Here is a 26,380-nt window from a genome sequence, read left to right as displayed (position 1 = left end):
ATTTATTGGAGGAATTACGTTCGGTACGGATTATAGGCAGTGATAGCCGCTTAAAACAGTGAGCAAAGCCACAGCGTGACCAAGTTAACGCTCGCGATGGTCAATGTGTGATGCTGGTCAACCAATTTGACATTTTGCTTTGACGAATGTGCCAATGCTGGTCATTATTTTAGCGAATCAGGTTGTTCCCGTGGATTGGGATACCAATATGGAGATAGGATGATGGCCCGTAAACTCTTGTTAAGTGCGATAATTGGTAGCGTGTTTGCTATGACAGCCACAGGCGTCACAGCAGCGACCACCTTGAAGCTCAGTCACAACCACAGCCGCGATCATGCGGTGCATCAAGTGATGACTGATATGGCAAAAGACGTTAGAGATCAGACTGATGGCGAAGTTAGGATCCGTATCTATCCCGATGCACAATTGGGCAACCAAAGAGAATCCATGGAGCTGATGCAAAACGGCGCTCTAGATTTAGTGAAAAGTAATGCCGCTGAATTAGAAGCCTTTGGTCCTGCTTATTCGGCGTTTAACCTGCCTTACTTGTTTCGTGACAAAGATCACTATTATCAGATTAAGTCCGGCGAAATTGGCAAAGAAATTCTTAACTCTACAGCAGATAAAGGCTTTGTTGGCCTAACTTACTACGATGCCGGTGCTCGCAGTTTTTATTCCAACAAGCCAATTGTTAAGCCTGAAGATTTAAAAGGCATGAAAGTGCGAGTGCAACCTAGCCCAACCGCTATTGCCATGATTAAATCCTTAGGTGGCAACCCAACGCCATTAGCCTACGGTGAGTTATATACCGCTATGCAACAAGGGGTAGTCGATGCCGCTGAAAACAACATTCCCTCGTTTAGCTTGAGCCGCCACAGTGAAGTCTCTAAGTATTTCAGTATTGATGAACATACTATGGTGCCAGACGTTCTGGTGATTTCCACTAAGTCGCTGGCTAAATTAACCCCTGAACATCAACAAATTCTGATGACAGTGGCCGTTGAATCCGCTGAAAAAATGAAAGTGTTATGGGCTAAAGCGGAACAAACTGAGCAAGCTAAAGCAGAAAAATTAGGTGTGACTTTTGTGAGCACAGACAAAGAGGCGTTTGCCGCTGCGGTAGCTCCTATGTATCAGCAAATTCAAACCGATAATCCTGCTCTGCATCAGATGATTGAGCGCATTAAAGCAGAATAAACTCGGCAAAGTTTTAGGTGAAAGTGATCTATATCTATTACCCTGAGCGCTGTTGGCGGAGTAGAGTACTGACTGACTCCTATAGATCACTTAGTTAAAGGTTAGAAATCAGAATTATTATGAATGTTGAACCTAAAAGAGCCTACCAAGAAGTTGGATTGTTATTAAAGCAACAACTGCTTGATGGCCAATACAAAATTGGTGAGCGTCTTCCACCCGAACGGGAAATCGCTGAGCATTTAGGTGTCAGCAGAACGTTAGTGCGCGAAGCATTAATTATGCTCGAATTACAAAATTTAATTGAAGTCCGTAAAGGCTCTGGTGTGTATGTGCTTAATTTACGCAGCGCCGAGCAAGAGTCTAAGACGCCTATGAATGTTGCAGGCCCATTTGAAATGTTGCAGGCGCGGCAATTACTAGAAAGTAATATTGCTGAATTTGCGGCAAGGCAAGTGACGGCCTTTGATATTAGCGCCATGAAAAAAGCCTTAGTGTTAGAGCAGCAAGATTTGACTGGCCATAGCGAAGGTGAGGGCGATAAGGCATTTCATTTGGCGGTAGCGGCGGCGACTCAAAATAGCACCTTAATAGAATTGGTGGAGCAGTCGTGGCAATGGCGTGATAATAATCCTATGTGGCAAAAGTTACATACGCGCATTTCTGATAGCCAATATCAGAATGATTGGATTGGCGATCACCAACTTATTTTAAATGCCATTATGCGTCGTAATCCGCACGCTGCTAAAAAAGCCATGTGGCAACATTTAGAAAATGTGAAATTGCGTTTAATGGAATTATCTGATGTTGACGATCCTGATTTTGATGGTTATTTATTTGATTCTTATCCAGTCGACATTAAAGAGTAGCAATAAAAAGTAACTAGTAATAATTAACAGTGGCCACAGATAGTTGGCCACTGCTATCACATTATTCAAATGCAATTTTCTCAGTGATTAAGTCTTTCTGCAATGAACTATCCTGCAGGCGACTTATTGGTTGTTGATAAATAAAATTTGCACATATTATTAATTTTATATCGTAAATATAATGGTAGGAAATAATCATGGAACAAACATGGCGTTGGTATGGACCGAAAGATCCAGTTTCTTTAGATGATATTAAACAAGCGGGCGCAACCGGTATTGTTAATGCACTACATCATATTGCCAATGGCGAAGTTTGGCCGGTAGAAGAAATATTAGCGCGTAAGGCAATCATTGAAGCGAAAGGCTTAACTTGGTCTGTGGTTGAAAGTGTCCCTGTCCATGAAGAAATTAAAACCCACAGCGGTAATTATCAGTTATGGATTGATAACTATAAGCAGACTCTGATCAATTTAGCTAAGTGTGGCATAGATACTGTGTGTTATAACTTTATGCCCGTGCTGGATTGGACACGCACCGATTTAGCCTATGTATTGCCTGATGGTTCACGGGCGCTGCGCTTTGATCAAATTGCTTTTGCCGCTTTTGAGTTGCATATACTAAAGCGTCCTAATGCTGGTGATGATTATAGCGACGCCGAAAAATCGGAAGCGAAATCTTATTTTGATGCCATGACCCCTGAGCACATTGTGCGCTTAACAGCGACTATTATCGCAGGTCTGCCAGGCGCTGAAGAAGGTTACACCTTAATAGAATTTCAAGCTCAGCTTGACCGTTATCAAGCCATAGATAAAGATTGTTTACGCCACAATATGGCTTATTTCTTAAATGAATTAATGCCTATTTGTGAGCAATACGGCTTGCGTATGGCGGTGCACCCTGACGATCCACCGCGCCCAATTTTAGGTTTGCCAAGAATTGTATCAACAATTGAAGATTTAGAGTGGCTAACCACTGCTGTGCCATCAGCGATGAACGGCATTACCATGTGTACTGGTTCTTACGGTGTGCGCGGTGACAATGATTTAGTCAATATGATTAAGCAATACGGCCCACGTATTTACTTTACGCATTTGCGTTCAACTAAGCGTGAAGCAAATCCAAAAACATTCCATGAAGCGGCGCATTTGGACGGTGATGTGGATATGTATAAGGTAGTGCTTGAAATTGTACGAGAAGAAGCGCGCCGTCAAGCGGCCGGTGATAACCGTCGTATTCCAATGCGCCCAGATCATGGTCATCAAATGATTGATGACTTAAAGAAGCAAACTAATCCAGGTTATTCTTGTATTGGCCGCTTAAAAGGCTTAGCAGAAGTTCGCGGTTTAGAGTTAGGTATTAAACGCGCGTTATTTTCATAATAGTGATAAAGGCTGCCTAGGTAACTAATGCAGCCTTTTTCTTTTGACGTTTATTAATAGTTAGTTGTTATACAATCAATTGTTGCATCTATTTTATTTAATGCTGATGCGTTGTTTTAAAGCGTACCTCAAATTTGTCTAATGCTGTTTGTTTGCTGAATCCAATAAAACAGGTGCTATGTTTTTTTCGGTAAATCTTGCGGCGATAAATACTATTGCAGCCCCCTTGTTGCACTAAATAAAATCATAGCAGTTGTGTTTATTGTTTTCATAAAGGATGTGTCATGAATAAGCAGTTGTCATTATTATCTATAGCCATTGGTCTTGCATTTTCTTCTGCGTGTGTCAGCGCAAATCAAATCGAAAAAAATGCAGCAGATATTGCCGCCTTACAACAACAATTAAATACAGTGGCTGATGATATTCAATTCCATGGTTATATGCGCGCTGGTTTTGCGGTTAATGAAAATGGTTCGTCTGCAGGTAATGCCCCAATTAAAGCGGCTCACACCGATGGTTTTTATCGCTTAGGTGGCAGTGAAAGTAATTATGCCGCATGGAATTTAAGCAAGGGCTTTACGTCCGAATCGGGCGCGTGGGCTCGAGCCTATATTGGTTATGTGTATGAAGATAGAGATGCACGTCGCTGGCCATTTGATGGTCAGGGCGAAGCTAACTTTATGGAAAAAGCCTATGTCGAAATGGGCAACTTGGATTTCGCGCCAGAAGCGATTTTTTGGGGCGGACGCGTTAACTTCAGCCGCGATATTCATATGTTAGATTTGAAGTTATATGAAATCCGCTCACCAGGTGTGGGTGTGCGCGGCTTGAATTTAGGTGAGGGTAAGTTTGATGCCTTCGTGGTTGCCCATGAAGCCGATAACGATACCAAATACACCACGAGCGATGGTATCACCATTCAATATCAAGATGGTGCGCGCCCTGAAATCCTGACCTTGGGTACTGAATACACCATAGGTAACTGGTGGTTGACCGCAAGTGTACAATCCAATAGCACGCCAGTGACTTTCCAAGTGACTGATACTTTTGGCACCAAACATAAAAGCACGGCTGCAGAAACGGGCGTGAGCGCCATGATCCATTACACCCAACCAAGTTTCTTTGGTTTAGGCGAAGGCCAAACTAAGTATGCAGTGCAATATGCACAGGGCACCTCGGCGGCAATGTTAGGCCGTATTGGTGATACCAATTTATCAAACAAAGATGGTCAAAATTATCGTGCTTCGATTGATGGCCGCATTCAGTTTGAAAATTGGGAAGTAAACACCGTCGTGTTAGCGCAGCACAAGCAAGACCAACTGTTTGATGGCCATGAAAATACTTGGTACAGCGTTGGCGCGCGTCCAGCATATTATGTGACTGAAAACTTTGCGATGCAGTTTGAGGCTGGCTACAACTGGAGTGATTTCTCTAACGGTGTGCAATCCACTTCAGGTGGTTTAGCCACCTTTACCATAGCGCCAACGTTAAAGCTCAAGTCTATGATGTCAGCTCGCCCTGAAATCCGCTTGTTTGCCACCTTTGCTAAGGCCACTGGTGATTACAATGTTGGTAACATCGGCGGCTACAATGACCAGCAACATGACGCCTTTATATTTGGCGCCCAAGTAGAGACTTGGTTCTAAGTGCTGCCGCGCCTTCTACTACCAAGAGTGGGGAAGGCGCTAATCTCGTCAGTATGACCACCTTTGCGCTGCTTGAGTTCGGATGGATTGACATTTATCCTTGAACCGTTCCCTAAATGAATTTTTGCTTCAGATCCGGGATTTTTTTTATTAATCATTGACTAAATTTTCTGTATCCGCACTTATCATCACTTAGTAAATCCGCTCGAATGCTGGCCCTTTATTTTCCTGCTAAATCCATCTTTAATTAACAGATGACAAGGATGTAAGGATACCCGCTATGTGCCGATTTTTAACCTATTCAGGTCCTGCGACCGTAATGTCGCCCTTAGTGTTTCAAGCGATTAATTCACTGGTTAGCCAAAGTAAATACGCCCAAAAGCGCACTGTGCCCACCAATGCTGATGGCTTTGGTTTAGGTTGGTATCCGCTGCATGATGACCCCATTCCTGCCACCTTTGTGAATGTTGACCCTGCTTGGAGTAATCGCAACTTAGCTATGATTGCGAGCAAGTTGCACACTAAACAGTATTTTGCCCATGTGCGTGATGCATCCCGAGGTATGCCGGTCAGCCAAGCTAACTGTCATCCATTTCAACATATGCAGTATCTATGGATGCATAACGGCTGTTTAGAGCAGTTTGATTGCTTTCGGCGCACCTTGCTTAATAGCTTATCTGATAGAGCATTTAGCTTAATCAAGGGCAACACTGACTCTGAATACGCCTTTGCGCTCTTTATGGATAAATTAGAATTTAACCCGGCAGCTACGGTAAGCGATCTTGAAGCAGCAATGGTGGCGACCATAGATAAAATCATGCAAATCCGAACTAGTTGCGGCGCCAATAAAAACGCCTTATTGAATTTTGCGGTGACAGATGGGGTTAATACCTTAGTGACTCGCTTTGCTACATCGGCCAGCGCCCAACCTGCGTCATTATTTTTTGCTCAAGGCCAACTCAACACCGACGAGCAAGGCGTGAATCTAGTATCCACTGAAGATGCCAGTCAGCGCTGCGTGATAGTGAGCTCAGAGCCGCTCACTCACGATGAACACATGTGGCGCAAGGTTGAGCGTAATCATCTTGTCATAGTCACAGCGGAGCAACACATCAGTCAAAAGCCTATATCGTTGGCGTACCAAACGGAATAATGGTTAGTCCTCATTACATGACCGCTTCTGCTAGCAAATACGAATAACATAGTCACTAGCCACGTCTGAGCGCGGCTTATGGTCAGCTCTTTTGTCAGAGATGACTTATAGGCAAAACAGTATCCGCAGATGTTATTCATTTGCCTAGGTCTGTATCTAGTTATTGTCCAATGCCTTAAGTGGATATTAAGTATCTTTGTGATAAAAGGATTGATGTTGTTGTTTTTTTAGGATAATTTGATTTGGCTTGGCTTATAAGCAGCCAACACTGACTCATGTGTTCTAAGGACGGGGCGTGCCAATATCAAATCTTACTGCGACAGAACTACGCTTAATGTTTGCCGAAATGCTCGCCTATTGGCAGGGACAAGTTCGCAATAAAGATTTACAGCAACAATTTATCATTAGCCGCCAACAAGCCTACCAAGATTTTCAGAACTATCAGTGCCGCTTTCCAAAGCACTTAATCAAATCCTGTAATGGTTATCGTGTTGCTGAAGGGACAGTCCCACATTTCTATCCAACTGACTTAGGTAGCTACCTCCATTGGTTACTTATTAAAGAATTTAATGCTTATCTGCAGCAACCTTATCAAACAGGCACTTTTGCTTTAAACATCTCAACAAAGCAAGTATCCCTGCTAGTTGTCGCCGCATTTACTCATGGCATCGCTCATCAATTACGGGTAGGCGTGGGATATGTATCACTAGCTAATCCCGACAGGAATGGCAGAGTTTTGTATCCCCATACCTATGTTAAAACTGGTTTGCGTTGGCGTGTCATGGAGGCTGATATAGCCCGGCAAACCTTGATTGAACTGATATTGATTCCAGACCTTAAGCTTAGCCCTGAGCAGCAGGCTGTTATCGCTCATGATTATCAAATGCAGCTGGAGCAATGGGGAACCACATACGCGCGGCGATGGCCAATTACCTCCTTCTATATATCTACAAATTAATACTAACTACCTTGCTGGCACCCCAGAAGCGCAACAACTGGTGTTGGTTAACCGAACTGACGTTAAGCCATGGTTTTTTAATGGATAGTCTTAATCAGCACTTGAAAATTGGCAGCATAGGTAAAATGAGTTTACTTGAGGATTGTTACAGGCTTGCCAGTCAGTTTTTAATCACTAAAGTGGCAAGCAGCGCCATCACTAAATTAACAACAGAATACTGATTATGGATAATTTTTCACCCTCAGACTTAAAAACAATTCTGCACTCAAAGCGCGCCAACATGTATTACTTGGAATATTGCCGTGTGATGCAAAAAGATGGCCGTGTGCTCTACTTGACCGAAGCCGATAAAGAAAATCTCTACTTCAATATACCCATTGCCAATACCACTGTTTTGCTACTAGGGAATGGCACATCTATCACCCAAGCAGCCATGCGCATGCTTGCTCAAGCTGGCGTTTTAGTTGGCTTTAGTGGCGGAGGCGGCACGCCCTTATACATGGGGTGTGAAATAGAATGGTTTACCCCACAAAGTGAATATCGCCCGACAGAATATCTACATGGGTGGATGAGGTTTTGGTTTGATGATGATAAGCGCCTTGCGGCAGCCAAGATTTTTCAACATGCGCGGATTGATTACTTACAAAAAGTGTGGCGTTCAGATCGTGACCTAGCATTAGAAAAATTTAATGTGCAGGATGATGTAATAATGCAATCGTTGGCGACTTTTTATCAAAGAACCGATGCCGTCAGTAAACAATCGGAGCTATTACTCACCGAAGCACAACTGACCAAAGCCTTATACAAATACGCTGCCCATAATACTGGCAAAGACGGTTTTACTCGCCAGCACCAACCAGACAAAAAATGCACTGACAAAGCCAATGATTTTTTAAATCATGGCAACTACTTAGCCTATGGGCTTGCTGCCAGTTGCTTATGGGTATTGGGCATACCTCACGGCTTTGCCGTCATGCATGGCAAAACCCGAAGGGGAGCTTTAGTGTTCGATGTGGCGGATTTAATTAAAGATGCCATCGTGCTGCCGTGGGCGTTTGTTTGCGCTAAAGAAAACGCCACCGAACAAGAGTTTCGCCAACAAATACTGCAAGCTTTTACCGAGCATAAAGCGCTCGATTTTATGTTTGATACGGTTAAACACATAGCACTGCAAGATTACACAAAAGAAGACATTGAGGTGCAAGGCTTATGATGGTCACTTTTGTTTCGCAATGTGAAAAAAATGCACTCGCTAAAACCCGAAGGGTGCTCGACACCTTTGCCAACCGGATAGGTGACAACACCTGGCAAACCTTAATTACCGAAGATGGCCTATTAACCGTTAAAAAAATGCTACGCCAAACCGCCAGCAAAAGCACTGCGGTGAGTTGTCACTGGATGAGAAGTCGCGCACGCAGCCAGTTATTGTGGGTAGTAGGAAACAGATTGAAATTTAATGAACAAGGCATAGTGCCAGTGAATAGAACAGAAAAAGAGGTTTTGATGGATGTCATAACTGACAAACCAAAGGCTGGTGTACTTTACGCCAATACTAAATTACAGCCCTTAGCTGAGCATTTATTTGCAGTAGGTTATGTTGCTGAGCAACTACATCTGCAGTTATTTCCAGACAATACACAGCTTTCAATGACAAATTTTATTGCAGGTTGTTTGCATGATTTAGGGAAAATTGACCCTAAGTTTCAAGAGTGGGTCACTAATCCCAAAAAAAAGGACTTCATGGCCGAAGATGGCCAACATATTGATGATGCTAAATTTAGCTTCGACAAGCACCCAAGGCATAACGAAATCTCTCTGTTACTCTATCAATTACTCGATAGTCCAGAACTAAAATTTATAAATGTGCCAAATAAAGAACGACTCAAACACGCAATTTATTGGCATCATGCTAAACCATTTCGTAAAGAAAAAAGTGGTTTTGACACCTATAAAGACATCAGTAAAAAACTGGTGGCAAATCAAAAAGGGACAGATCTATCCGCCATAGTAGGTCAAGCTCAAACACTGCTTAAGCAGGTTATCGGTATTGATAAAAAATATCGATCTTTAGAAAGTTCATTTTTAGAAAAATCGCTTTTGCAAGAGGATATAACCGAGCTTGAGCATAAAATACCTGCATCCTTACATGTGCCCAGCTACAAAGAATATGAATTTGAAGATTCGGTATCGGCTAATAGCGCTAATGTTAAAGTCAATGCACTAAACAACATTGTGCGTGCTTGTTTGATCACTGCTGATCGTGCCATATCGGCATTAAGTGCAGCAGAGCTACACACTGCCATATTTGAGCGCCAGTTAGATCAAATAGTGACCGAGCTACTTGAAGTGGAAACCACACTTAGCTCTGATATTGATACTTGCTTAAGTGCCTTTTTCCCAATGAGTGAGCGCAGTAAAAAGCAACGCGATATCGCTACGCAACTAACCTCAGCTGAAGATATAGCAGTGCTCGCGGGGGCAGCAGGCTGTGGTAAAACCAAAATCGCCTTGGAGTGGGCTAAATTACAGGGCGCAAAACGGATTATTTGGGTTTGCCCACGCGTGCAAGTCTGCCAAGGATTGTTTTATGAATTGACCTCAGAGCAATACCTACCCAATAGCACTATAGAAATAAATACGGGTGAATTTAAATTCCATAATCAATGGGATAATCCTATTCCTGATGATGAAAATTTTTCCGGCGATATAGTGATAACCACCATAGATCAAATACTTGGCTCAGTAATAAGTCACACTAAAGCGAACACACTTATTGACTTTTTAAATGTGCATGTGGTGTTTGATGAGTTCCATGAATACGTCAATATGCCTGCTTTTAATTTGCTATTTGCAGAATTAATTGCCGCAAAAAAAATGCAACAAGATCAAGCTAAGACCTTATTAGTATCGGCAACACCGCATTATGTCTTTGTAGAGGATTTACTCGGTATTCACCCTGATGATATTAAAGTTATGCCATCGTTTAATCCGAGCCAGTATCAGATTGATTTTAAAATCTTTGATGATACAAATTTAAGCGAAACAAACCCGCTATTTGCTCAGCAAAGTGGTTGTACTTTCGTGATCAGTAACATGGCGCTAACGGCACAAAACAGTTTTATTGTAAATCAGCATAACGAGAATGCGGTATTACTACATTCAAAATTTATTAAGAGTGATAAGCATAAATGGTTTGGTGAAGTGTACGAGGCATACAAGCGCGGAGGTACTCGTAAATATGAAGTGCTACGCAGCGGACCTATTGTACAGGCGTCGCTTAATATCAGTTGTGATTATATGGTGGCCGAAATCACCAGTGCTGAAGATTGCTTACAGCGTTTAGGTCGTTTAGATCGCTTTGGTGAAAATAGTCACGTCAATACCTATACGTTAGCCGTTCCAGAATCCATCGCCAATGGCAAAGGTAAGAGTCCGGCGGCGGGATTTCTATCAAAAATGTATACCTTGAGTTCAGTTCGGGCTTGGTATCAGTTTTTACAGAATGAACTGGCAGGCAAGACTTTTACGTTGCCAGAGATTTATCAGCTTTATTTCGCATTTCATCACACAGAACGTAATCGAGGATTTATTGCAAGTGACTTAGTGGCCGCCCTAAAAAATAGTGTGCAACAAATCAACAATAAAGTGGTTGATCCTATTACCGTCCCACCAAAGAAAAGCAAAGATAAACAACGCACCAAGATCAGCAAAGTATCACTGCGTGGTGATAATCGGTTTGTGCAATTGGCAGTAGTAGATTTAACTCAAGCTAAGCCGGAATATATTGAATCTTACGCTTATTCAATTCCACTCGATGATATAAGTAATATCGACAATCTGACATACCCGACTAGTGCTATTTGTGGTTACGGCCAAAGCGATAAAGATTTACTATCCCACATGTTTAAAAAACATCACAACATTATGGGTGGCACGAGTAAAGCGTTTACCGATAAGATTTTACTCAATGAAGCGCGCGACCCAGAGTCACCGATTTATTTGAGTTACACCACTAATGATTTACTGCAAGTGGGCGGCGAAAGTGCTCGCCATCCTCATGCAATTTATTACGCCATTTGCGACAAACAAGCCATTGGCGCTATGTCCATTACACAAATTAATCAAACCACAGAAGATGAGGAATAAATTATGCAAAAAGTAACAGGGATTAAAAGTGTTGATTTTAAGATTAAAGCAGTAGGTCATGGTGTAGTAAATTGGAATGGGCCTACAACCTAACTGGAGATGATGGTAAAACAGTCGATAATCATACCTTGCCAAAATTGCGCGGCTATACAAACTTAACCGGTAAAGTGAAAGATGAAACTGGCTATAAATATAAAAAACAAGCAACGGACATTAATTTCAAAGAAACGCCACTGTATATAAGTCAGAATTGTATTCGCCATCATTTGTTTCGTGAACAAGCTTTTGATTTACATTTTGCAGGTGACAAAAACCTCAAAAATGTTCTCGCTTCAATTACTGGGTTGATCCGAGGTTATGTAGTTCCTGCAAGTCAATGTAAGCGCACCAGTCCACTATTGTTAGAAGATTTTGTTGATCAATTGGGGAATGGCAACTTTGAACAATATGGACAGGCAGGTGCTAGAGATAGTACATCATTTTTTTCAAAGACTACTTTTGGTGATACTGAATATATCTCTTATGGTTCTATCAGTATTGAACAGTTGCAGTTTATATCGTTGGATAAGAAGTTTGATCGTGCCGCAATGGTTATCAAAGAAGGCGAGGGTGAGGTTATTGCCGCTGAACTACAAAGCTATATTAAGTCACTTAATCCATGTTTAAACCCACGGGCTATTTTTCACGAAAATTACGTCAGAAGAGGAACTATATTCGAAGAGGGAGAGTGTGGCATTTTACTTAATGATGATGCAATCAAAGCGTTGGTCGCTGAAACATTAGATCGTTTAGCTAATTTGTCTATTCGTCAAGCGAAAGGTTATATGTATGTTGACGAAATTGCAGTTGATTATAACGATAGTCATAAAATGATGCGCATAAAGCGTGATGAATCAGAAATTATCAATGAACAACATACGCCATTTGCGCAGTATTTTTATGCAAAATAGGAGGTTGCATGAAAATAACCATAGAATATGACTCTAGTTGGCGTAATGCCTTTTTAGGTGGTTCAAATAATGAACCAGTGCCTAAAAAAGGTCGAGAGTTTTTAGGCTCAATGACGAGTTTAAAAAAGGAAGGCAATTTTAAGGTATGTGAAAATACCTTAAATACCGTAATGGGTATACTCAATCGTTTGATTGGTGACCAACGAAAGCTTTACCAGGCTCGAAGTAAAATGCACGAATCTGCTTATTACTTCGAAGCTCTTGAAGATAAAGTTAGCTTTATAGATAGGCCACAGTTGACTAATGAAGTAACATTTATTCGTAATATGAATGGCAGTACGGATCAGAATGCATTTACTGGAATGATCAAAGTTTCTGATCCTATTTTTACCTCTGAATATTCACAGAAATTTTGGGGAATATTGGCTTTAGATTTTACTCAGCTTTGTGATTTTATTATTATGCATACACAAGTTGCAGAGTATATTGAATTAAACCCGTTAAGCATTATTAGTCGCTTAGAAATCCTTAATCAGGAAAAAGCAGTAGAAAATAGCGGAGTTTTAGTTCAAGTGTTAAAAGTGCTAAATGAGAGTTTTCGAGATGTTGAATACTTAAATAGCAAGGGGTTAATTACACCCATCAGCATTTATTGCTCGGCGCTTTATCTTCAACTCGCCCGCTTAGAAGCCCATTTTAATATGAGTACAGCTAAGACGAAAGCTGGTGGAATTAGTGGAATATCAAAACGAGGGTTCACTAAAAAAGATTTTATGGATAGATATACCACCGGTCCCAAAAAAACAATTTGGGGTAACCCTTTTATCAAAAAGGAAAAGATAAAAGGACAGGGAGAAGTGACATCTATGCTGACCAAAGCCAGCGGGCAGTTGGAAATTAATATCGATGTGGATCGAGACAAAGCTCAAGAAATCAAAATGTTGATTGAAAATGCTGGGGTATCAAGCTTTTACCTGGGGAAAAAGGGACTGGCTTATGTTTCAAGCATTCGACTTTAGGAGCAATGATGGACGCATATATTGATATACGGCTGATGCCTGATGCTGAAATGCGTGAGGCAGAACTAAGTAGTAAAGTCTTTATTAAATTTCATAAAGCACTAGTGACGTTACAGAGCAATAAAATTGGTATTAGCTTTCCAGAAGCAAATATCAAGCTAGGGCGATTATTTCGTTTACATGGTGAAATGAGCGTACTGCATGATTTGCAGGGGTTAAATTGGTTAGGCCCTTTGGCAGGATATTGCAAGGTTACTACCGTTACTAATGTGCCAGACCAAGTGCAATATCGCATCATTTCAGTTAAACGCAGTAATTTAAGCAAAGCAAAGTTAACGCGTTTAATTGCCAGAGGTAGCATAGATAAAGACGGTGAGAAACGTTACAAGGTAAAAATGCTTAGCCAAGGGTTTGATAATCCATACCTTGATCTGTGTAGCAGTTCAACAGGGCAGGTGTACCGAAAATTCTTTGAGTTTAGTGATATTCAAGCTGAGCCAGTTGATGGGGAGTTTGATAGCTATGGTCTTAGCAAAACCGCTACAGTACCTTGGTTTTAACCCTTTATTTTTGCTCTTTAAAAATATACTTTAAATACAATTAGTTGCAACGGGTGGTTGTTAAGAAGGTAAAAAGATAATTTTTATCCTAACTGCCTGTTGTAACTTATTTTTATTGATTTATTCTATTGTTCACTGCCGCACAGGCAGCTTAGAAATTTGTGGCGATGAATATCGAAAGCATCGTTAAGTTCACTGCCGCACAGGCAGCTTAGAAAAAGGAGAGCCAAAAGGCGAAGGCAAGAGCGAAGTTCACTGCCGCACAGGCAGCTTAGAAATGGATAATACTGAACGGCAGCAAATGACCAGAGTTCACTGCCGCACAGGCAGCTTAGAAATTGAGTGGTTAGAGCATTTCCGAACGCCTGAAGTTCACTGCCGCACAGGCAGCTTAGAAAGATTGCTTTTAACGAGTTGTCACGGTGGACGTGTTCACTGCCGCACAGGCAGCTTAGAAAATCGTGTGTCGCGTCTATGTCTTTCATCACTTAGTTCACTGCCGCACAGGCAGCTTAGAAAACTTCCTGTAGCTTCATCTAATAGTTCAAGCCGTTCACTGCCGCACAGGCAGCTTAGAAAGAAACTGCGAGAAGAACCAAGGCGCAAACCTAGTTCACTGCCGCACAGGCAGCTTAGAAATGATATCGCGCATATACACTCGTTATATCGTTGTTCACTGCCGCACAGGCAGCTTAGAAAAAAAAACTTAGGTAATCATTAGCATTGCTAAAGTTCACTGCCGCACAGGCAGCTTAGAAAGTAAAGTTAACGGTAAAGCATTAACTGGTGACGTTCACTGCCGCACAGGCAGCTTAGAAAAACTTCACTATAGCTAGTTACATAACCTTTAAGTTCACTGCCGCACAGGCAGCTTAGAAATATCAGGTTAATTTATAAGTAAGGAAATTATAGTTCACTGCCGCACAGGCAGCTTAGAAATTTGGATTTGATAAAGAAAGGGGCTAGCTTTTGTTCACTGCCGCACAGGCAGCTTAGAAATGATGGGTCGGTTTTTTTGTGCCTGAAATAAAGTTCACTGCCGCACAGGCAGCTTAGAAAATAAACAAGCTCCTTATCTTTGTATTTATTAAGTTCACTGCCGCACAGGCAGCTTAGAAACACTCTTAGCGTTAAGGTTTAATGAGCGAGCAGTTCACTGCCGCACAGGCAGCTTAGAAAAGAGGAAAGCGATCCCATGGACAAAGAACAGTGTTCACTGCCGCACAGGCAGCTTAGAAACTGAAATGATTGAAAATGGTGATGATGAATATAGTTCACTGCCGCACAGGCAGCTTAGAAATCATGGGTTAGTGTTTTGGTTGTTGTATTAATGTTCACTGCCGCACAGGCAGCTTAGAAATTTTGAGTAGATACCGTTAGTAGGTACTTTAGGTTCACTGCCGCACAGGCAGCTTAGAAAATTGCTAGCAAAGGACTCAATTCAAGCTCTAAGTTCACTGCCGCACAGGCAGCTTAGAAATGGGTATTCTCACTCATTCAATGCACGTAATGGTTCACTGCCGCACAGGCAGCTTAGAAATGTTTCGGGTGCGGTAATCATAGTAACTTTAAGTTCACTGCCGCACAGGCAGCTTAGAAATTTCTTTTACTTACTACTTAACAAGGGTATCCGTTCACTGCCGCACAGGCAGCTTAGAAAAAAGAAAGCCATAGTAACTTTTATAAGTGTTGGTTCACTGCCGCACAGGCAGCTTAGAAAGGATGGGCAATGCTGACGCCGAAGATAGCAACGTTCACTGCCGCACAGGCAGCTTAGAAATACTAAGTGGTGAGTTTCGAATAGTTCTTTCATGTTCACTGCCGCACAGGCAGCTTAGAAAACGGTAAAGCTTTGGGTTTTTGGTTAGTAGTGGTTCACTGCCGCACAGGCAGCTTAGAAAATAGATGAAATTCACGATTATGAGTAGTGCTAGTTCACTGCCGCACAGGCAGCTTAGAAATTACGAAAAAGGATTGGTTACTGGTGGAATACGTTCACTGCCGCACAGGCAGCTTAGAAAGATGAGTAAGACGCTGGTTTGGAAGCCTCAGCGTTCACTGCCGCACAGGCAGCTTAGAAAAGATATGGTCATAGTCAGCCTTTGGCATGGCTGTTCACTGCCGCACAGGCAGCTTAGAAAGTGAAATATTGAGGTAGCCATTATCTAAAGACGTTCACTGCCGCACAGGCAGCTTAGAAATGGATTAATAAGCTGATAACCGAGTATCAAAAGTTCACTGCCGCACAGGCAGCTTAGAAATAAAACCTAAATAATGTGCGGATATGGTTGTTGTTCACTGCCGCACAGGCAGCTTAGAAAAGGCACCGAAGGAATTAGCAATACAGTTGCAAGTTCACTGCCGCACAGGCAGCTTAGAAATGCAACAGCATCATTTGCATGCTCAGCGGTGGGTTCACTGCCGCACAGGCAGCTTAGAAAAAGGCTAGCGCAGGCAAGCCGCGCATGAGCGTGTTCACTGCCGCACAGGCAGCTTAGAAAAGCTATAAATAACTGTCCTAGGTAAATCTGCCGTTCACTGCCGCACAGGCAGCTTAGAAATATCTGAGAAAGTACAGGCCGACATTACTACTGTTCACTGCCGCACAGGCAGCTTAGAAAGTCAATATCGGATGTTTTTTCTCCCTACTCTAGTTCACTGCCGCACAGGCAGCTTAGAAATTGAGTCTTACGTGAGCCCATTTGGAAACGCAGTTCACTGCCGCACAGGCAGCTTAGAAAGTGTCTATGGTGCCAATGAATACCCGCGCATGGTTCACTGCCGCACAGGCAGCTTAGAAACGCTTAACAAATTGCGCAAGACGAATGTGCTCGTTCACTGCCGCACAGGCAGCTTAGAAAAGTTTTGAAACCCTCAATTATTGAATAAGCAAGTTCACTGCCGCACAGGCAGCTTAGAAATTTAGCAGCAGACGCGCCAAAAATCAGGCTTGGTTCACTGCCGCACAGGCAGCTTAGAAAAATTCCCTGGGTTATGTCTTGCGCGTCCCGAAGTTCACTGCCGCACAGGCAGCTTAGAAATTTGGTACTGACCGATGGCTATGGCCGCAATTGTTCACTGCCGCACAGGCAGCTTAGAAACAGCGCTGATACGTGTTATCTAACTCATTCTCGTTCACTGCCGCACAGGCAGCTTAGAAATTCACTAATTGCATTTCACGCATCGAGTAATCGTTCACTGCCGCACAGGCAGCTTAGAAATGAACCAGTTGGCTTGCCCTCCCAGATATGGTGTTCACTGCCGCACAGGCAGCTTAGAAATAGCAAGTCAGATAAGCTAAGGATGGGCGAGCGTTCACTGCCGCACAGGCAGCTTAGAAAATTCAGGGCACGCTCTGAAGCTTCTCTAAGGTGTTCACTGCCGCACAGGCAGCTTAGAAACCCGCAAACTTGCTGCGGGGGCTTTCCCCCTGTGTCAGGATAGTTGTCGCCTCAGTTTTTAATACTATTGGACAGGAGGCGGAAGTTAGGTTTGAGTGAGACATTATCCTGAAGCGCACAAAAAAGCAGTCGTTAGTAAGTTGATGGAAAGCGGTTTATCATTGCGTCAGTTTTCACAGAGAGAAGGTATTAGTCTTTCTACTCTGTATGGTTGGCGGGAAAAGTATGCAGAGGCCGATTTCAGTTTGACAAAAAGTAATGAACCAGATGATTGGTCCGCGGAGCGGAAGTTTTCTGCGGTGATAGAAACGGCCGCAATGTCGGCAGTTGAGTTAAGTGAGTATTGTCGCAAGAAAGGACTGTTTCCTGAGCAAATCCAGCAATGGAAACTGAGCTGTATTTCAGGTAATCAGACCGAGGCACAGAAGCGCAAGCAGCAGGCACAAGAGCGTAAAGCCGACAAAAAACGCATTAAAGAGTTGGAGAGAGAGTTAAAACGGAAAGATGCAGCCTTGGCCGAAACCGCAGCTCTTCTGGTGCTCAGAAAAAAGTTAAATGCCTACTGGGGGGAAGACGAGGACAATTAACCACGCTCTCAGATAGGCAATACTATGTATCTTTGGTTGATGATGCTGTCAGCGCAGGTGCGAGAAAGCATAAAGCCTGTGCGGAAATCGGATTATCCCTACGCACATTACAACGATGGTTGGAAACGGGTTGTGTCAGTGCAGATAAACGGCCAGAGGCGGCCAGACCCGTGCCTGCTAACAAGTTAACAGAAGCGGAACAACAAGCCATATTAGACATCAGTAACCAGGAGCGATTTGCCAGCCTGTCACCCAGCCAAATCGTACCGATATTGGCTGATGAAGCCGTGTATCTGGGTTCGGAATCGAGCTTTTATCGTATCCTCAAAGCCCATAATCAGCTGAAACACAGGGGCAAGGCTAAACCTAAAGGGAGCATAGCAAAACCAAATGGGTTTACCGCTACAGGGCCTTGTGAAGTGTGGACTTGGGATATTTCGTATTGCCCCTCAACAGTCATTGGTCGGTTTTTCTATCTGTATATGATAATGGATATATTTAGCCGCAAAGTGGTGGGATGGGAAGTGCATGACAGCGAGTCGGGTGAGCATGCAGCCAACCTTCTGGAACGCACCTTATGGTCTGAGAAATGCGTCAATGAAAAGATTGTTTTGCACTCTGACAATGGCAGCCCAATGAAGAGTTTGACCATGCAAGCAAAGATGATGGAAATGGGAGTTGTTGGCTCACGTAGCCGACCAGGTGTCAGCAATGATAATCCTTACTCAGAATCCCTGTTTCGCACAGTCAAATACAGTCGTCGATGGCCGAGTGAAGGCTTTAAAACACTGGACGATGCCAGGGCCTGGGTCAGAGACTTTGTTCAATGGTACAACACTGAGCATCGTCACAGCAGGATAAAATTTGTCACCCCAGCGCAGCGACATAAAGGTGAGGATCAGGCAATACTGGCTAATCGTTCAGAGTTGTATGCAAAGGCAAGAACACTGAATCCAAATCGCTGGTCCAAAGAGGTTAGGAACTGGGATCATGTTGGCGATGTGGATCTAAATCCGGAGAGGAAAAAAGAGGCAGCTTAATAGCTCAAGCGACAACTACCTTGAAAAACACCGCTTTTGTTAGTGTTCACTGCCGCACAGGCAGCTTAGAAATTGGCAATATCCTGTTCTAGCGAGTCTTTGTTGTTCACTGCCGCACAGGCAGCTTAGAAATCTGGAGCGCTATCACTCCGACCGCAATCGGAGTTCACTGCCGCACAGGCAGCTTAGAAATGTCATAACCAGCCAGCCTAACCGCTGGCTTTGTTCACTGCCGCACAGGCAGCTTAGAAAGTCACGAGTCGCGCCGATAACGTGACCCACAGGTTCACTGCCGCACAGGCAGCTTAGAAAAGCATATGCGACACCATGATCAATAGCATTGCGTTCACTGCCGCACAGGCAGCTTAGAAATTTGCTATCAAAACCAACGCTTACCAATCCTTGTTCACTGCCGCACAGGCAGCTTAGAAAAGTGAGTAAGCAACTGGCTAGTGATTGTCTTAGTTCACTGCCGCACAGGCAGCTTAGAAAAATTCGTGACGCTATAGAAGTTAGGCGTGTCAGTTCACTGCCGCACAGGCAGCTTAGAAAATTAACAGTAACATCCTCTTTAACCATTTGCTGTTCACTGCCGCACAGGCAGCTTAGAAAATCCGCAATATTACCAAAGCCAACATTTAATTGTTCACTGCCGCACAGGCAGCTTAGAAAACTCTGTGCAAGATTGTCCAGTGAGTAAGCAAGTTCACTGCCGCACAGGCAGCTTAGAAAAAATTATGATTATGATATGTTAGCTAGTGTCAGTTCACTGCCGCACAGGCAGCTTAGAAAGTATCGAAATTGAACAAAGGCACCGTGGGTATGTTCACTGCCGCACAGGCAGCTTAGAAATGATACATGTTATCTAATAGCTGGGACTGATGGTTCACTGCCGCACAGGCAGCTTAGAAATGATGCCCATTCTCATAAAACTCACCAGTGATGTTCACTGCCGCACAGGCAGCTTAGAAACGACCCTATCCGTTTGAAATTGTTTATCATCGGTTCACTGCCGCACAGGCAGCTTAGAAATTAACAGAGACGCCTAGCACTTCTGAAGAGGGGGTCACTGCCGCACAGGCAGCTTAGAAATCTGCATAAATTCAAGTGCAAACTGTACAGCTGTTCACTGCCGCACAGGCAGCTTAGAAATGCACGACTTCAACTAGTGATTGCTCAAGTGTGTTCACTGCCGCACAGGCAGCTTAGAAATTCAATCCCTGAGTCTTTCACTTGCTTCTTGCGTTCACTGCCGCACAGGCAGCTTAGAAAGATGAGAATGTGGCGCCTTATACGCATGGATAGTTCACTGCCGCACAGGCAGCTTAGAAATTGCTGATGGTCATTCTTTTTGAAGCATTTATGTTCACTGCCGCACAGGCAGCTTAGAAATGTTGCTGGGTCAATAAATGCAACTCTGCCATGTTCACTGCCGCACAGGCAGCTTAGAAAATGCCGACGTGGGCACATTGGCTGGCGCTACGGTTCACTGCCGCACAGGCAGCTTAGAAAGACAGGCGCCCAGTGAAACCAACGCGACAAAAGTTCACTGCCGCACAGGCAGCTTAGAAAAATAGGTGGCTAGCGTCCGAGGAAAAGTACCGCTTCACTGTCGCTCAGTAATTTTTTGGGAGTCATTGCGGTAATAAACACAAACGCTAGAAAGCAAAAAGGCTCACTATGAAGTGAGCCTTTTCACAAGAATTTGGTCGGTATGAGAGGATTCGAACCTCCGACCCCTGACACCCCATGACAGTGCGCTACCGGGCTGCGCTACATACCGAAAACCAAATCAGTGGGCTGAGCCGCAACTGATGGCAAGAACTTTAGCAAGAGCCAGATAGCAGTGCAAGAACAAAATGCAATAAATTCAGTTAACTGGCTATTTTGCCACCGTCATTAATGTATGCAAAAATTAAGCTTAATGTTTGTATAAACGTCGGCCTTCGCGCATCACTTGGATAAGCTCTGGTGCGCTCAGTTTCTTATGTAATTGCTGCTGATAAGCTTTGTCGTAGATAGAATATTGACCATGACGATTAATTATCGTGATTTCAGCTGGCTGGTAAATCGCAAAAATTCGGTTATCACCAATATAAATCCATGGGTCTTGATTCGGGCTTAATAGTTTGCGCCCAGCAGTGTATTGCAAGCTGGCTTCATCACAGTTTAATACTTGCTGCATCAAGGTATTAACTAAGCCATGGTGACTGGTCGCATAGCTAATTTGCTGCGCAGGTTTACCAGCCCAATGGATGATCATCGGCACTTTGACATTATCAGGTGATAACTCGCGGTTTTCATCCTGATTTAGGCTAAAGACTTTGCCAGAAATACCAGTAATTATGACTAAGGTATTGTCATTGATGCTGGGTAACAGCGCCGCTAATTGCTGGTCAATAAAGTTAAGTGATTGACGGTATTGATTGAATAACACTCGCTCCGCGGCTTTTAGTTCAGTCGGTGGGCTCACTGTTGGTATACCAACAAAACCGACCGGTGTGTCATAGCTTTCTGGCGATGCTAAATCCACTAAGGCAAACCATGGGGTAGTTTCTTTGGCTTTCCAAGCCGAAAACGCGCTAAGGGATTGCAAGTCAGCATCAGCAATACTGGCGTTTGAGTCACTTTGATGCAGACTAAAGTCGTTAAATATGGCCTTAGGCTCAGGGGCATTCAGGCTTGGCGATTGCGCAAATAATCCGAGCTGGTAACCTGCGTGCTTTAAGGTTTGGGTCAGTAGCGGGCTCATATTTTGAAATTCAACGGCGTCTAAATAGCTGCCTTGTAAGCCATAAAGCAGTGAGAACATAGCGCTAGAAGAATCAACGCCACCACTGTAATGGTCTGTAAAAGCAATATTGTTAGCTGCATACTGATTTAAAAATGGCATAGTGCTTGGCGTAACAAAATCTGCGCGTAGGCCATCAATAGTAATCAGTAAGATATTAGGTTTAGTGGTCACATCGCATTGCAAGGCTTGCGCTGGATAGTGCAACTGAATATCTAGTTTCATATTGCGATTTCGGGAGTCATTTTCGATGCCGTGGCGCGCCATAAAGGTGCGAGCGGTGGCAGGGTATGACAAGGGGTAGGTTTGATCGTAACGGGTAATAGGTGTGACATCGGTAGCATCAGCCCAAATATGGATCACATGGCTGGCGATAAAACACAGTCCGACTAAGGCTACAACTTTAGGGCCAATATGGCGCTTTTGGATTTTATCGATACGCTTCCATAAGAAATTCGCCGCCGTTAACTCCAGTGCTAAAATGACGATAGGCGTCACTATATAGCTGGTGCCTTTGAGTAAGGAATGTAAGTCAACCCACGCTAAATCAAACACAAATGGACTAAGGTGCAGACCATAGTCATCAAAAATAATGGTGTCATATAACAAGATACATAAGCATAAGGTGGCCACAATGGCGCTATAGCCGCGTAATATCTTGGAATAGGGTAATAACAGGCTGATGGGGAACAACAGCACAAGATACACAATAAAGGCGAGGAAGCTGAAATGGCCTATGGTGCTAATAGCCAGATAGAGCCAGCCTAGCCAGGTATCGGGACTGCCAACAGTTTCAATGTAACGACTGCCGATAATCATCGCCAGTATGCCGTTAAAGAAAGCGAACCAGTGTCCCCAGTTCACTAGGCGGGAGACTTTATCTCGCACCAGCTGTTTTTGTCGCTCTACCATGATGCTCCAAGATCTTTATTTTGCTTGTGTATCTTATGCTGTAATTGCGTTATGTCGCCAGTTTTAGTTTGATTTAACTGACTTTTCTAACGCTTTGGCAAATTGCTCAGCCACAGTGCTGCGCGCTTTTGCTGCCACTTGAGTTTCTAACACGTGAGTCACGCAATTGCCTAACACCATCAGACGTAAGTCGGTCGGTGCTTGGTGCTTATCCATCACGGCCATAAGCTCGGCGATCAGAGATTCTACTTGGATGTTGGTGTATTTTGATTGAATAGCCATAGAAATAATTCACTTTAAAACGGTATAGCGGCATATAATAGCCGATTTACACGGCTATCACTATCAGGCTTATGAGTATTCAGATCGATCAAGCAATTATTCATGAAATTACCCAGGATGGCGCAGGCCAACTGAGTTGTCGTTTACGTCCCCAGCCGTTATTAAACGGACAGGCTGTGGCTCAGATGCTAGAAGAGCTGCACCGCAGTTACACCAGCAAAGCCGGCAAAGGTTTTGGTTATTTTGGTGTGCCTGATAATGATGGTGAAGCCAACCCAGAGTTTGCTGAAAAACTCGCCAGCTATCGCCAAGGCGAGACCGGATTTGTCGAGTTTAGCTCGGCAGCTGGGCAATTATTACAACAAGAATTATCTAAATACGATTTCAGTCATGGTGGCTTTTTACTGCTTGCCAGTTACGCCAATGTCGCGACTGAGTATTTATTTGTTGCCTTACTCAATGCTAAATCGTCAATGACAGTGCTTGATGATATGGAATTAACTCAGGTTGATTACTTAGATTTAAGCAATATGCAGTTGGCGGCCCGGATTGATTTAACCGAATGGCAAACGGATAAGGATTCTAAAAAGTATATTTCGTTTATTCGTGGCCGTGCGGGTCGTAAAGTGGCTGACTTCTTCCTTGATTTTATGGGCTGTGTGGAAGGGGTTAATCCTAAGGCACAAAACAAATCGCTGATGAATGCGGTTGAAGATTTTGTCGCTGGCAGTGAGTTAACTAAAGTTGAGCAGCAAGAATGCCGTAATAAGGTATTTGAATATTGCGCTGAGCGTTTTGATACAGGTCATGACATTGACATGAAAGACTTGGCCGATGAATTGGCTGATTCTGGCATGGATTCATTTTATGATTTTGCCAGCACTGGTGATTATGAACTTGATGATGCCTTCCCAGCTGATAAAGCTACCTTGCGCCAACTGAAAAAGTTTTCAGGCACAGGCGGCGGTATCACTCTCAGTTTCGATGGTGGCCATTTAGGTGATCGCGTCATTTACGACCCCATTTCTGACACCTTATTAATTAAAGGTGTGCCAGCCAATCTTAAAGATCAGCTCGATAGACGCAACCATAAAGGCTAATCACTTATAGTGAGCGGCTAACGCTAAAAACTATCGACATTGAATAAATAGGGCGCGGGTTGCCCTATTTATTTTAGTGAAGTAGCTATTCAAATAGGCTGGCTTGCTTGGGATTATGTTGATCCTGCGCTTGCACTGAGGCTAATTGCTCAAAATATTCAACCCAGACTTGATTACTGCGTGGAAATTCCCGTCTTAGGCACTTTTTAGCATGTTTATAAATACAGTCTGCATCACCAGTCAAGTGTGCGTGATTGAAGCCAAATTCAAGTAGCTGAAATTCTTGGGCGTTGACGCAATAAATCATGAAGCCGCGATCTCTTTTATAAGTCTTAAACTGCACAGCTTGTTGTGGTTGCATGCTAGCTAATTGCTGCTCGATAACATTCATTACTTTTGATATGTGGATCATGGCAAGCTCTACGTTAAAAAGGCGCTATGAATAGTGAACTGTGGGTGTGCTTTACTTATGTTTGTAAGAGCTTACCACTACTCGCGCAGCGGTTGCGTTAACTATGGTTTAGGCGCTCGATAACCATGCCACTAAAAGATAGCTGCGCCAAAGTTGCTGAAAAAATAACGCCGACAGTGATAGTCGGCGTTGTTATTCTTGCCGGTGTAAGTGCTTATAACACCTAAACCCTAATACTCACTTGGCGCTAATCATTGTCTTGTTGGGTTAAAAAACCTTCAAATTCCACTTCATACAATCTAAACAATACCAAGGTGACGGCAAAGATAATCGGGCCGTAAATTAAGCCAATTAAGCCAAATAATTGCAGGCCGCCGAGCAATGAGAAAAACAGCAATAAGGTACTCATGCCTGTATTGCCTTGCATTAGCCAAGGACGCAAGAAGTTATCTATTGAGCCTATGACGACTATGCCCCAAGCGATTAAGAACACCGCCCATTGCCATTCACCGATAAGGAATAAATAAATCGACGCGGGAAGCCAGATCATGGCGGTGCCGACAAAGGGAATGAATGAGGCGAAGGCCATCATGGTGCCCCAGAATAATCCCGGGAATCCCGCCAATGCCATAGCGATACCGCCGAGCATCCCTTGGGCTAAGGCCGTTAAAAACGAGCCTAATACCGCAGATTTAGCCACGGATTCTACTTCATTAAGAATTTGGTCTTCTTGTGAGCGTGACAGCGGGATGATATGGCGGATGTTATCTATGATTTTTTCTTGATCGCGCAGGAAGAAATACAGCACAAATAACATTAATGAGAAACTTAAAATAGTGTCTGTCAGGTTACCCACAATACTGGTGCTAGCCCCCACTAAGGTGCTGCTCATTTCCGTGGCTAGACTGGCCGCGCGCTGGGCAAATTCCTCAGGTTTAATGGTATCAAACGGCAACCATTTGTTGAGTAATTCAAAACCCGTTTGCACCCAAGGATGACTTAATAGCTCTTTAGCGCCGCCGCCCGTTAACCAGTGATAGGCGTTGCTCATAAAATTAACCCCTTGATCAACGATGGCAATAGCCACCAATAACAAGGGGATTAGCACCATCACAGTCAGTAAGGTGCAAGATAGGCTAGAGGCTATATTGGGGCAGTTAGGCATGAGCTTTAAAATGCGGCTATGCACAGGCAAAAATAGTAATGACACAATAAAGCCCAGTACTATTGAACCTAAATAAGGGGCCACTAATAAGTAACAGGCGTAGGTGGCAACAGCTAAGGCCAGCATTAATACCATATGCCGGGGTTGCAGTTTTAGGCTGTTTATCAAAACCGTGGCTCCAAAATGGGGAAAGAAAAAGGTTAAGCTTGGATTAAAACACGAGTCATTAGCGGCGACAAATAAAATCTAACTAATTGATTTTAGCTCAGCATCCTTCATGGGCTTAGGTTTGGCGGTTTGCTAAAACGACGGGCACTTGGGCTACTTAGGCCCGCTTAATCACGATGACTGCCGTTAACGGACTAACCAAGTCATACCGTCAAGTCATGCCGTGTTGGCAAGGCTCAAATTACTGGCATGAAAAACCGCTTGGCGAGATAAATCAACGCAGCCTTTAAGGCAAGCTAAAGGCTGCTAACGCGAGCAATGCTGGATTATTTTTTGAGCCATTGGCCACTACTGGTTTGCACATAAGTGCCGGCAGGGGCTGAGGCAATGGCTTTTTGAGCGGCAAGGGCGGCAACATCATCAACACCTATCCCATTTTGGCTGGCAATCTTACTAAAGGCGGCCAGTCGTTTTGCATTCACTTGCTGCATAATAGCTTCGGCGGCGGCGTTGGCGTTGACTACGCCTAGGTAGCCATTGCGCTGCTCACCTAAAAACCCTTCATTTTTGGCTTCGGTTAAATCCATCGCCCACACCGAGAAACTCATCATTAACGCCAACAAGGCGCTGCACATTGTTTTCATATTA

19 protein-coding genes, 1 tRNA gene and 2 CRISPR repeat arrays are annotated in these 26,380 nt (G+C 43.6%); of the genes, 14 read left to right on the top strand and 6 right to left on the bottom strand.

Annotated features, from left to right (window positions below):
• Nucleotides 1-219: 219 nt before the first annotated feature.
• The 13 genes from AC1HDP_RS05760 to AC1HDP_RS05700 all read left to right on the top strand — a co-directional run bounded on the left by AC1HDP_RS05760 (nt 220) and on the right by AC1HDP_RS05700 (nt 18,902).
• On the top strand, nt 220-1,197 hold the full coding sequence (locus AC1HDP_RS05760) for a TRAP transporter substrate-binding protein (protein WP_140932892.1): 978 nt from the start codon (nt 220-222) through the stop codon (nt 1,195-1,197).
• Between the two features lie 119 nt (nt 1,198-1,316).
• On the top strand, nt 1,317-2,063 hold the full coding sequence (locus AC1HDP_RS05755) for a GntR family transcriptional regulator (RefSeq protein ID WP_479638001.1): 747 nt from the start codon (nt 1,317-1,319) through the stop codon (nt 2,061-2,063).
• A gap of 197 nt (nt 2,064-2,260) precedes the next feature.
• Nucleotides 2,261-3,442 (top strand): mannonate dehydratase, encoded by a 1,182-nt coding sequence (uxuA, locus tag AC1HDP_RS05750; protein ID WP_479638000.1) that lies wholly within the window; start codon nt 2,261-2,263, stop codon nt 3,440-3,442.
• Nucleotides 3,443-3,726: 284 nt separating this feature from the next.
• Nucleotides 3,727-5,088, top strand: a complete 1,362-nt coding sequence (locus AC1HDP_RS05745; RefSeq protein WP_479637999.1) for a carbohydrate porin — start codon at nt 3,727-3,729, stop codon at nt 5,086-5,088.
• Nucleotides 5,089-5,368: 280 nt separating this feature from the next.
• Entirely contained in the window at nt 5,369-6,241 is an 873-nt protein-coding gene (locus AC1HDP_RS05740) for a class II glutamine amidotransferase (protein WP_479637998.1), read from the top strand.
• A 295-nt stretch (nt 6,242-6,536) separates the two neighbouring features.
• On the top strand, nt 6,537-7,199 hold the full coding sequence (locus tag AC1HDP_RS05735) for a BrxR family helix-turn-helix transcriptional regulator (RefSeq protein WP_479637997.1): 663 nt from the start codon (nt 6,537-6,539) through the stop codon (nt 7,197-7,199).
• Nucleotides 7,200-7,279: 80 nt separating this feature from the next.
• A complete protein-coding gene (locus AC1HDP_RS05730; protein ID WP_479637996.1) occupies nt 7,280-7,420 on the top strand; it encodes a hypothetical protein in 141 nt (46 codons plus the stop codon).
• A 2-nt stretch (nt 7,421-7,422) separates the two neighbouring features.
• Entirely contained in the window at nt 7,423-8,412 is a 990-nt protein-coding gene (gene cas1f, locus AC1HDP_RS05725) for a type I-F CRISPR-associated endonuclease Cas1f (RefSeq protein WP_479637995.1), read from the top strand.
• Nucleotides 8,409-11,345: a CRISPR-associated endonuclease Cas3'' gene (locus AC1HDP_RS05720; RefSeq protein ID WP_479637994.1), complete on the top strand. Its 2,937-nt coding sequence runs from the start codon at nt 8,409-8,411 to the stop codon at nt 11,343-11,345. Before cas1f ends, AC1HDP_RS05720 begins: the two co-directional genes overlap by 4 nt.
• Nucleotides 11,346-11,416: 71 nt before the next feature.
• Nucleotides 11,417-12,295 carry a type I-Fv CRISPR-associated protein Cas7fv gene (gene cas7fv, locus AC1HDP_RS05715; protein WP_479637993.1) on the top strand — a complete coding sequence of 293 codons (879 nt, stop codon included), beginning with the start codon at nt 11,417-11,419 and terminating at the stop codon, nt 12,293-12,295.
• A gap of 8 nt (nt 12,296-12,303) precedes the next feature.
• Complete coding sequence (gene cas5fv, locus AC1HDP_RS05710; RefSeq protein WP_479637992.1) at nt 12,304-13,314, top strand: type I-Fv CRISPR-associated protein Cas5fv; 1,011 nt, start codon at nt 12,304-12,306, stop codon at nt 13,312-13,314.
• Nucleotides 13,315-13,322: 8 nt separating this feature from the next.
• The gene (gene cas6f / locus AC1HDP_RS05705) at nt 13,323-13,874 is read left to right on the top strand and encodes a type I-F CRISPR-associated endoribonuclease Cas6/Csy4 (RefSeq protein WP_479637991.1); all 552 of its coding nucleotides are present in this window, start codon (nt 13,323-13,325) and stop codon (nt 13,872-13,874) included.
• Nucleotides 13,875-14,004: 130 nt separating this feature from the next.
• Nucleotides 14,005-17,275: direct repeats of the CRISPR family, unit length 28 nt; unit sequence GTTCACTGCCGCACAGGCAGCTTAGAAA.
• Between the two features lie 95 nt (nt 17,276-17,370).
• A protein-coding gene (locus tag AC1HDP_RS05700) for an IS3 family transposase (protein ID WP_479637392.1) occupies nt 17,371-18,902 on the top strand; the annotation gives its coding sequence in 2 pieces (ribosomal slippage) (nt 17,371-17,815 and nt 17,815-18,902; 1,533 coding nt in all).
• A 44-nt stretch (nt 18,903-18,946) separates the two neighbouring features.
• Nucleotides 18,947-20,474: direct repeats of the CRISPR family, unit length 28 nt; unit sequence GTTCACTGCCGCACAGGCAGCTTAGAAA.
• Nucleotides 20,475-20,608: 134 nt separating this feature from the next.
• On the opposite strand, the gene AC1HDP_RS05695 is transcribed toward AC1HDP_RS05700, so the two are convergent.
• The 3 genes from AC1HDP_RS05695 to AC1HDP_RS05685 form a co-directional block, all read right to left on the bottom strand.
• A tRNA-Pro gene (locus AC1HDP_RS05695) sits at nt 20,609-20,685 on the bottom strand.
• 138 nt (nt 20,686-20,823) lie between these two features.
• Nucleotides 20,824-22,605 carry a DUF3413 domain-containing protein gene (locus AC1HDP_RS05690; RefSeq protein WP_479637990.1) on the bottom strand — a complete coding sequence of 594 codons (1,782 nt, stop codon included), beginning with the start codon at nt 22,603-22,605 and terminating at the stop codon, nt 20,824-20,826.
• A 63-nt stretch (nt 22,606-22,668) separates the two neighbouring features.
• Nucleotides 22,669-22,887, bottom strand: a complete 219-nt coding sequence (locus tag AC1HDP_RS05685; RefSeq protein WP_140932880.1) for a YejL family protein — start codon at nt 22,885-22,887, stop codon at nt 22,669-22,671.
• 71 nt (nt 22,888-22,958) lie between these two features.
• On the opposite strand from AC1HDP_RS05685, the gene yejK reads away from it, so the two are divergent.
• Nucleotides 22,959-23,987, top strand: a complete 1,029-nt coding sequence (gene yejK / locus AC1HDP_RS05680; protein WP_479637989.1) for a nucleoid-associated protein YejK — start codon at nt 22,959-22,961, stop codon at nt 23,985-23,987.
• A gap of 85 nt (nt 23,988-24,072) precedes the next feature.
• Here yejK and AC1HDP_RS05675 read toward each other — a convergent pair whose 3' ends face one another.
• From AC1HDP_RS05675 to AC1HDP_RS05665, 3 genes are all read right to left on the bottom strand, one after another.
• Nucleotides 24,073-24,399 (bottom strand): hypothetical protein, encoded by a 327-nt coding sequence (locus tag AC1HDP_RS05675; protein ID WP_479637988.1) that lies wholly within the window; start codon nt 24,397-24,399, stop codon nt 24,073-24,075.
• A gap of 247 nt (nt 24,400-24,646) precedes the next feature.
• Nucleotides 24,647-25,732 carry an AI-2E family transporter gene (locus AC1HDP_RS05670; RefSeq protein ID WP_479637987.1) on the bottom strand — a complete coding sequence of 362 codons (1,086 nt, stop codon included), beginning with the start codon at nt 25,730-25,732 and terminating at the stop codon, nt 24,647-24,649.
• A 326-nt stretch (nt 25,733-26,058) separates the two neighbouring features.
• Nucleotides 26,059-26,376 (bottom strand): YdbL family probable chaperone protein, encoded by a 318-nt coding sequence (locus AC1HDP_RS05665; RefSeq protein WP_479637986.1) that lies wholly within the window; start codon nt 26,374-26,376, stop codon nt 26,059-26,061.
• Between the last annotated feature and the right edge of the window lie 4 nt (nt 26,377-26,380).

Source organism: Shewanella sp. ISS20, from assembly GCF_056522965.1.
Note: the sequence above shows the minus strand (reverse complement) of the source record. Positions and strands in the feature narration are given on the sequence as shown.

Coding starts and splice junctions, on each gene's coding strand:
- AC1HDP_RS05760 (WP_140932892.1), top strand. CDS start 220: ATGATGGCCCGTAAACTCTTGTTAAGTGCGATAATTGGTAGCGTGTTT.
- AC1HDP_RS05755 (WP_479638001.1), top strand. CDS start 1,317: ATGAATGTTGAACCTAAAAGAGCCTACCAAGAAGTTGGATTGTTATTA.
- uxuA (WP_479638000.1), top strand. CDS start 2,261: ATGGAACAAACATGGCGTTGGTATGGACCGAAAGATCCAGTTTCTTTA.
- AC1HDP_RS05745 (WP_479637999.1), top strand. CDS start 3,727: ATGAATAAGCAGTTGTCATTATTATCTATAGCCATTGGTCTTGCATTT.
- AC1HDP_RS05740 (WP_479637998.1), top strand. CDS start 5,369: ATGTGCCGATTTTTAACCTATTCAGGTCCTGCGACCGTAATGTCGCCC.
- AC1HDP_RS05730 (WP_479637996.1), top strand. CDS start 7,280: ATGGATAGTCTTAATCAGCACTTGAAAATTGGCAGCATAGGTAAAATG.
- cas1f (WP_479637995.1), top strand. CDS start 7,423: ATGGATAATTTTTCACCCTCAGACTTAAAAACAATTCTGCACTCAAAG.
- AC1HDP_RS05720 (WP_479637994.1), top strand. CDS start 8,409: ATGATGGTCACTTTTGTTTCGCAATGTGAAAAAAATGCACTCGCTAAA.
- cas5fv (WP_479637992.1), top strand. CDS start 12,304: ATGAAAATAACCATAGAATATGACTCTAGTTGGCGTAATGCCTTTTTA.
- cas6f (WP_479637991.1), top strand. CDS start 13,323: ATGGACGCATATATTGATATACGGCTGATGCCTGATGCTGAAATGCGT.
- AC1HDP_RS05690 (WP_479637990.1), bottom strand. CDS start 22,605: ATGGTAGAGCGACAAAAACAGCTGGTGCGAGATAAAGTCTCCCGCCTA.
- AC1HDP_RS05685 (WP_140932880.1), bottom strand. CDS start 22,887: ATGGCTATTCAATCAAAATACACCAACATCCAAGTAGAATCTCTGATC.
- yejK (WP_479637989.1), top strand. CDS start 22,959: ATGAGTATTCAGATCGATCAAGCAATTATTCATGAAATTACCCAGGAT.
- AC1HDP_RS05675 (WP_479637988.1), bottom strand. CDS start 24,399: ATGATCCACATATCAAAAGTAATGAATGTTATCGAGCAGCAATTAGCT.
- AC1HDP_RS05665 (WP_479637986.1), bottom strand. CDS start 26,376: ATGAAAACAATGTGCAGCGCCTTGTTGGCGTTAATGATGAGTTTCTCG.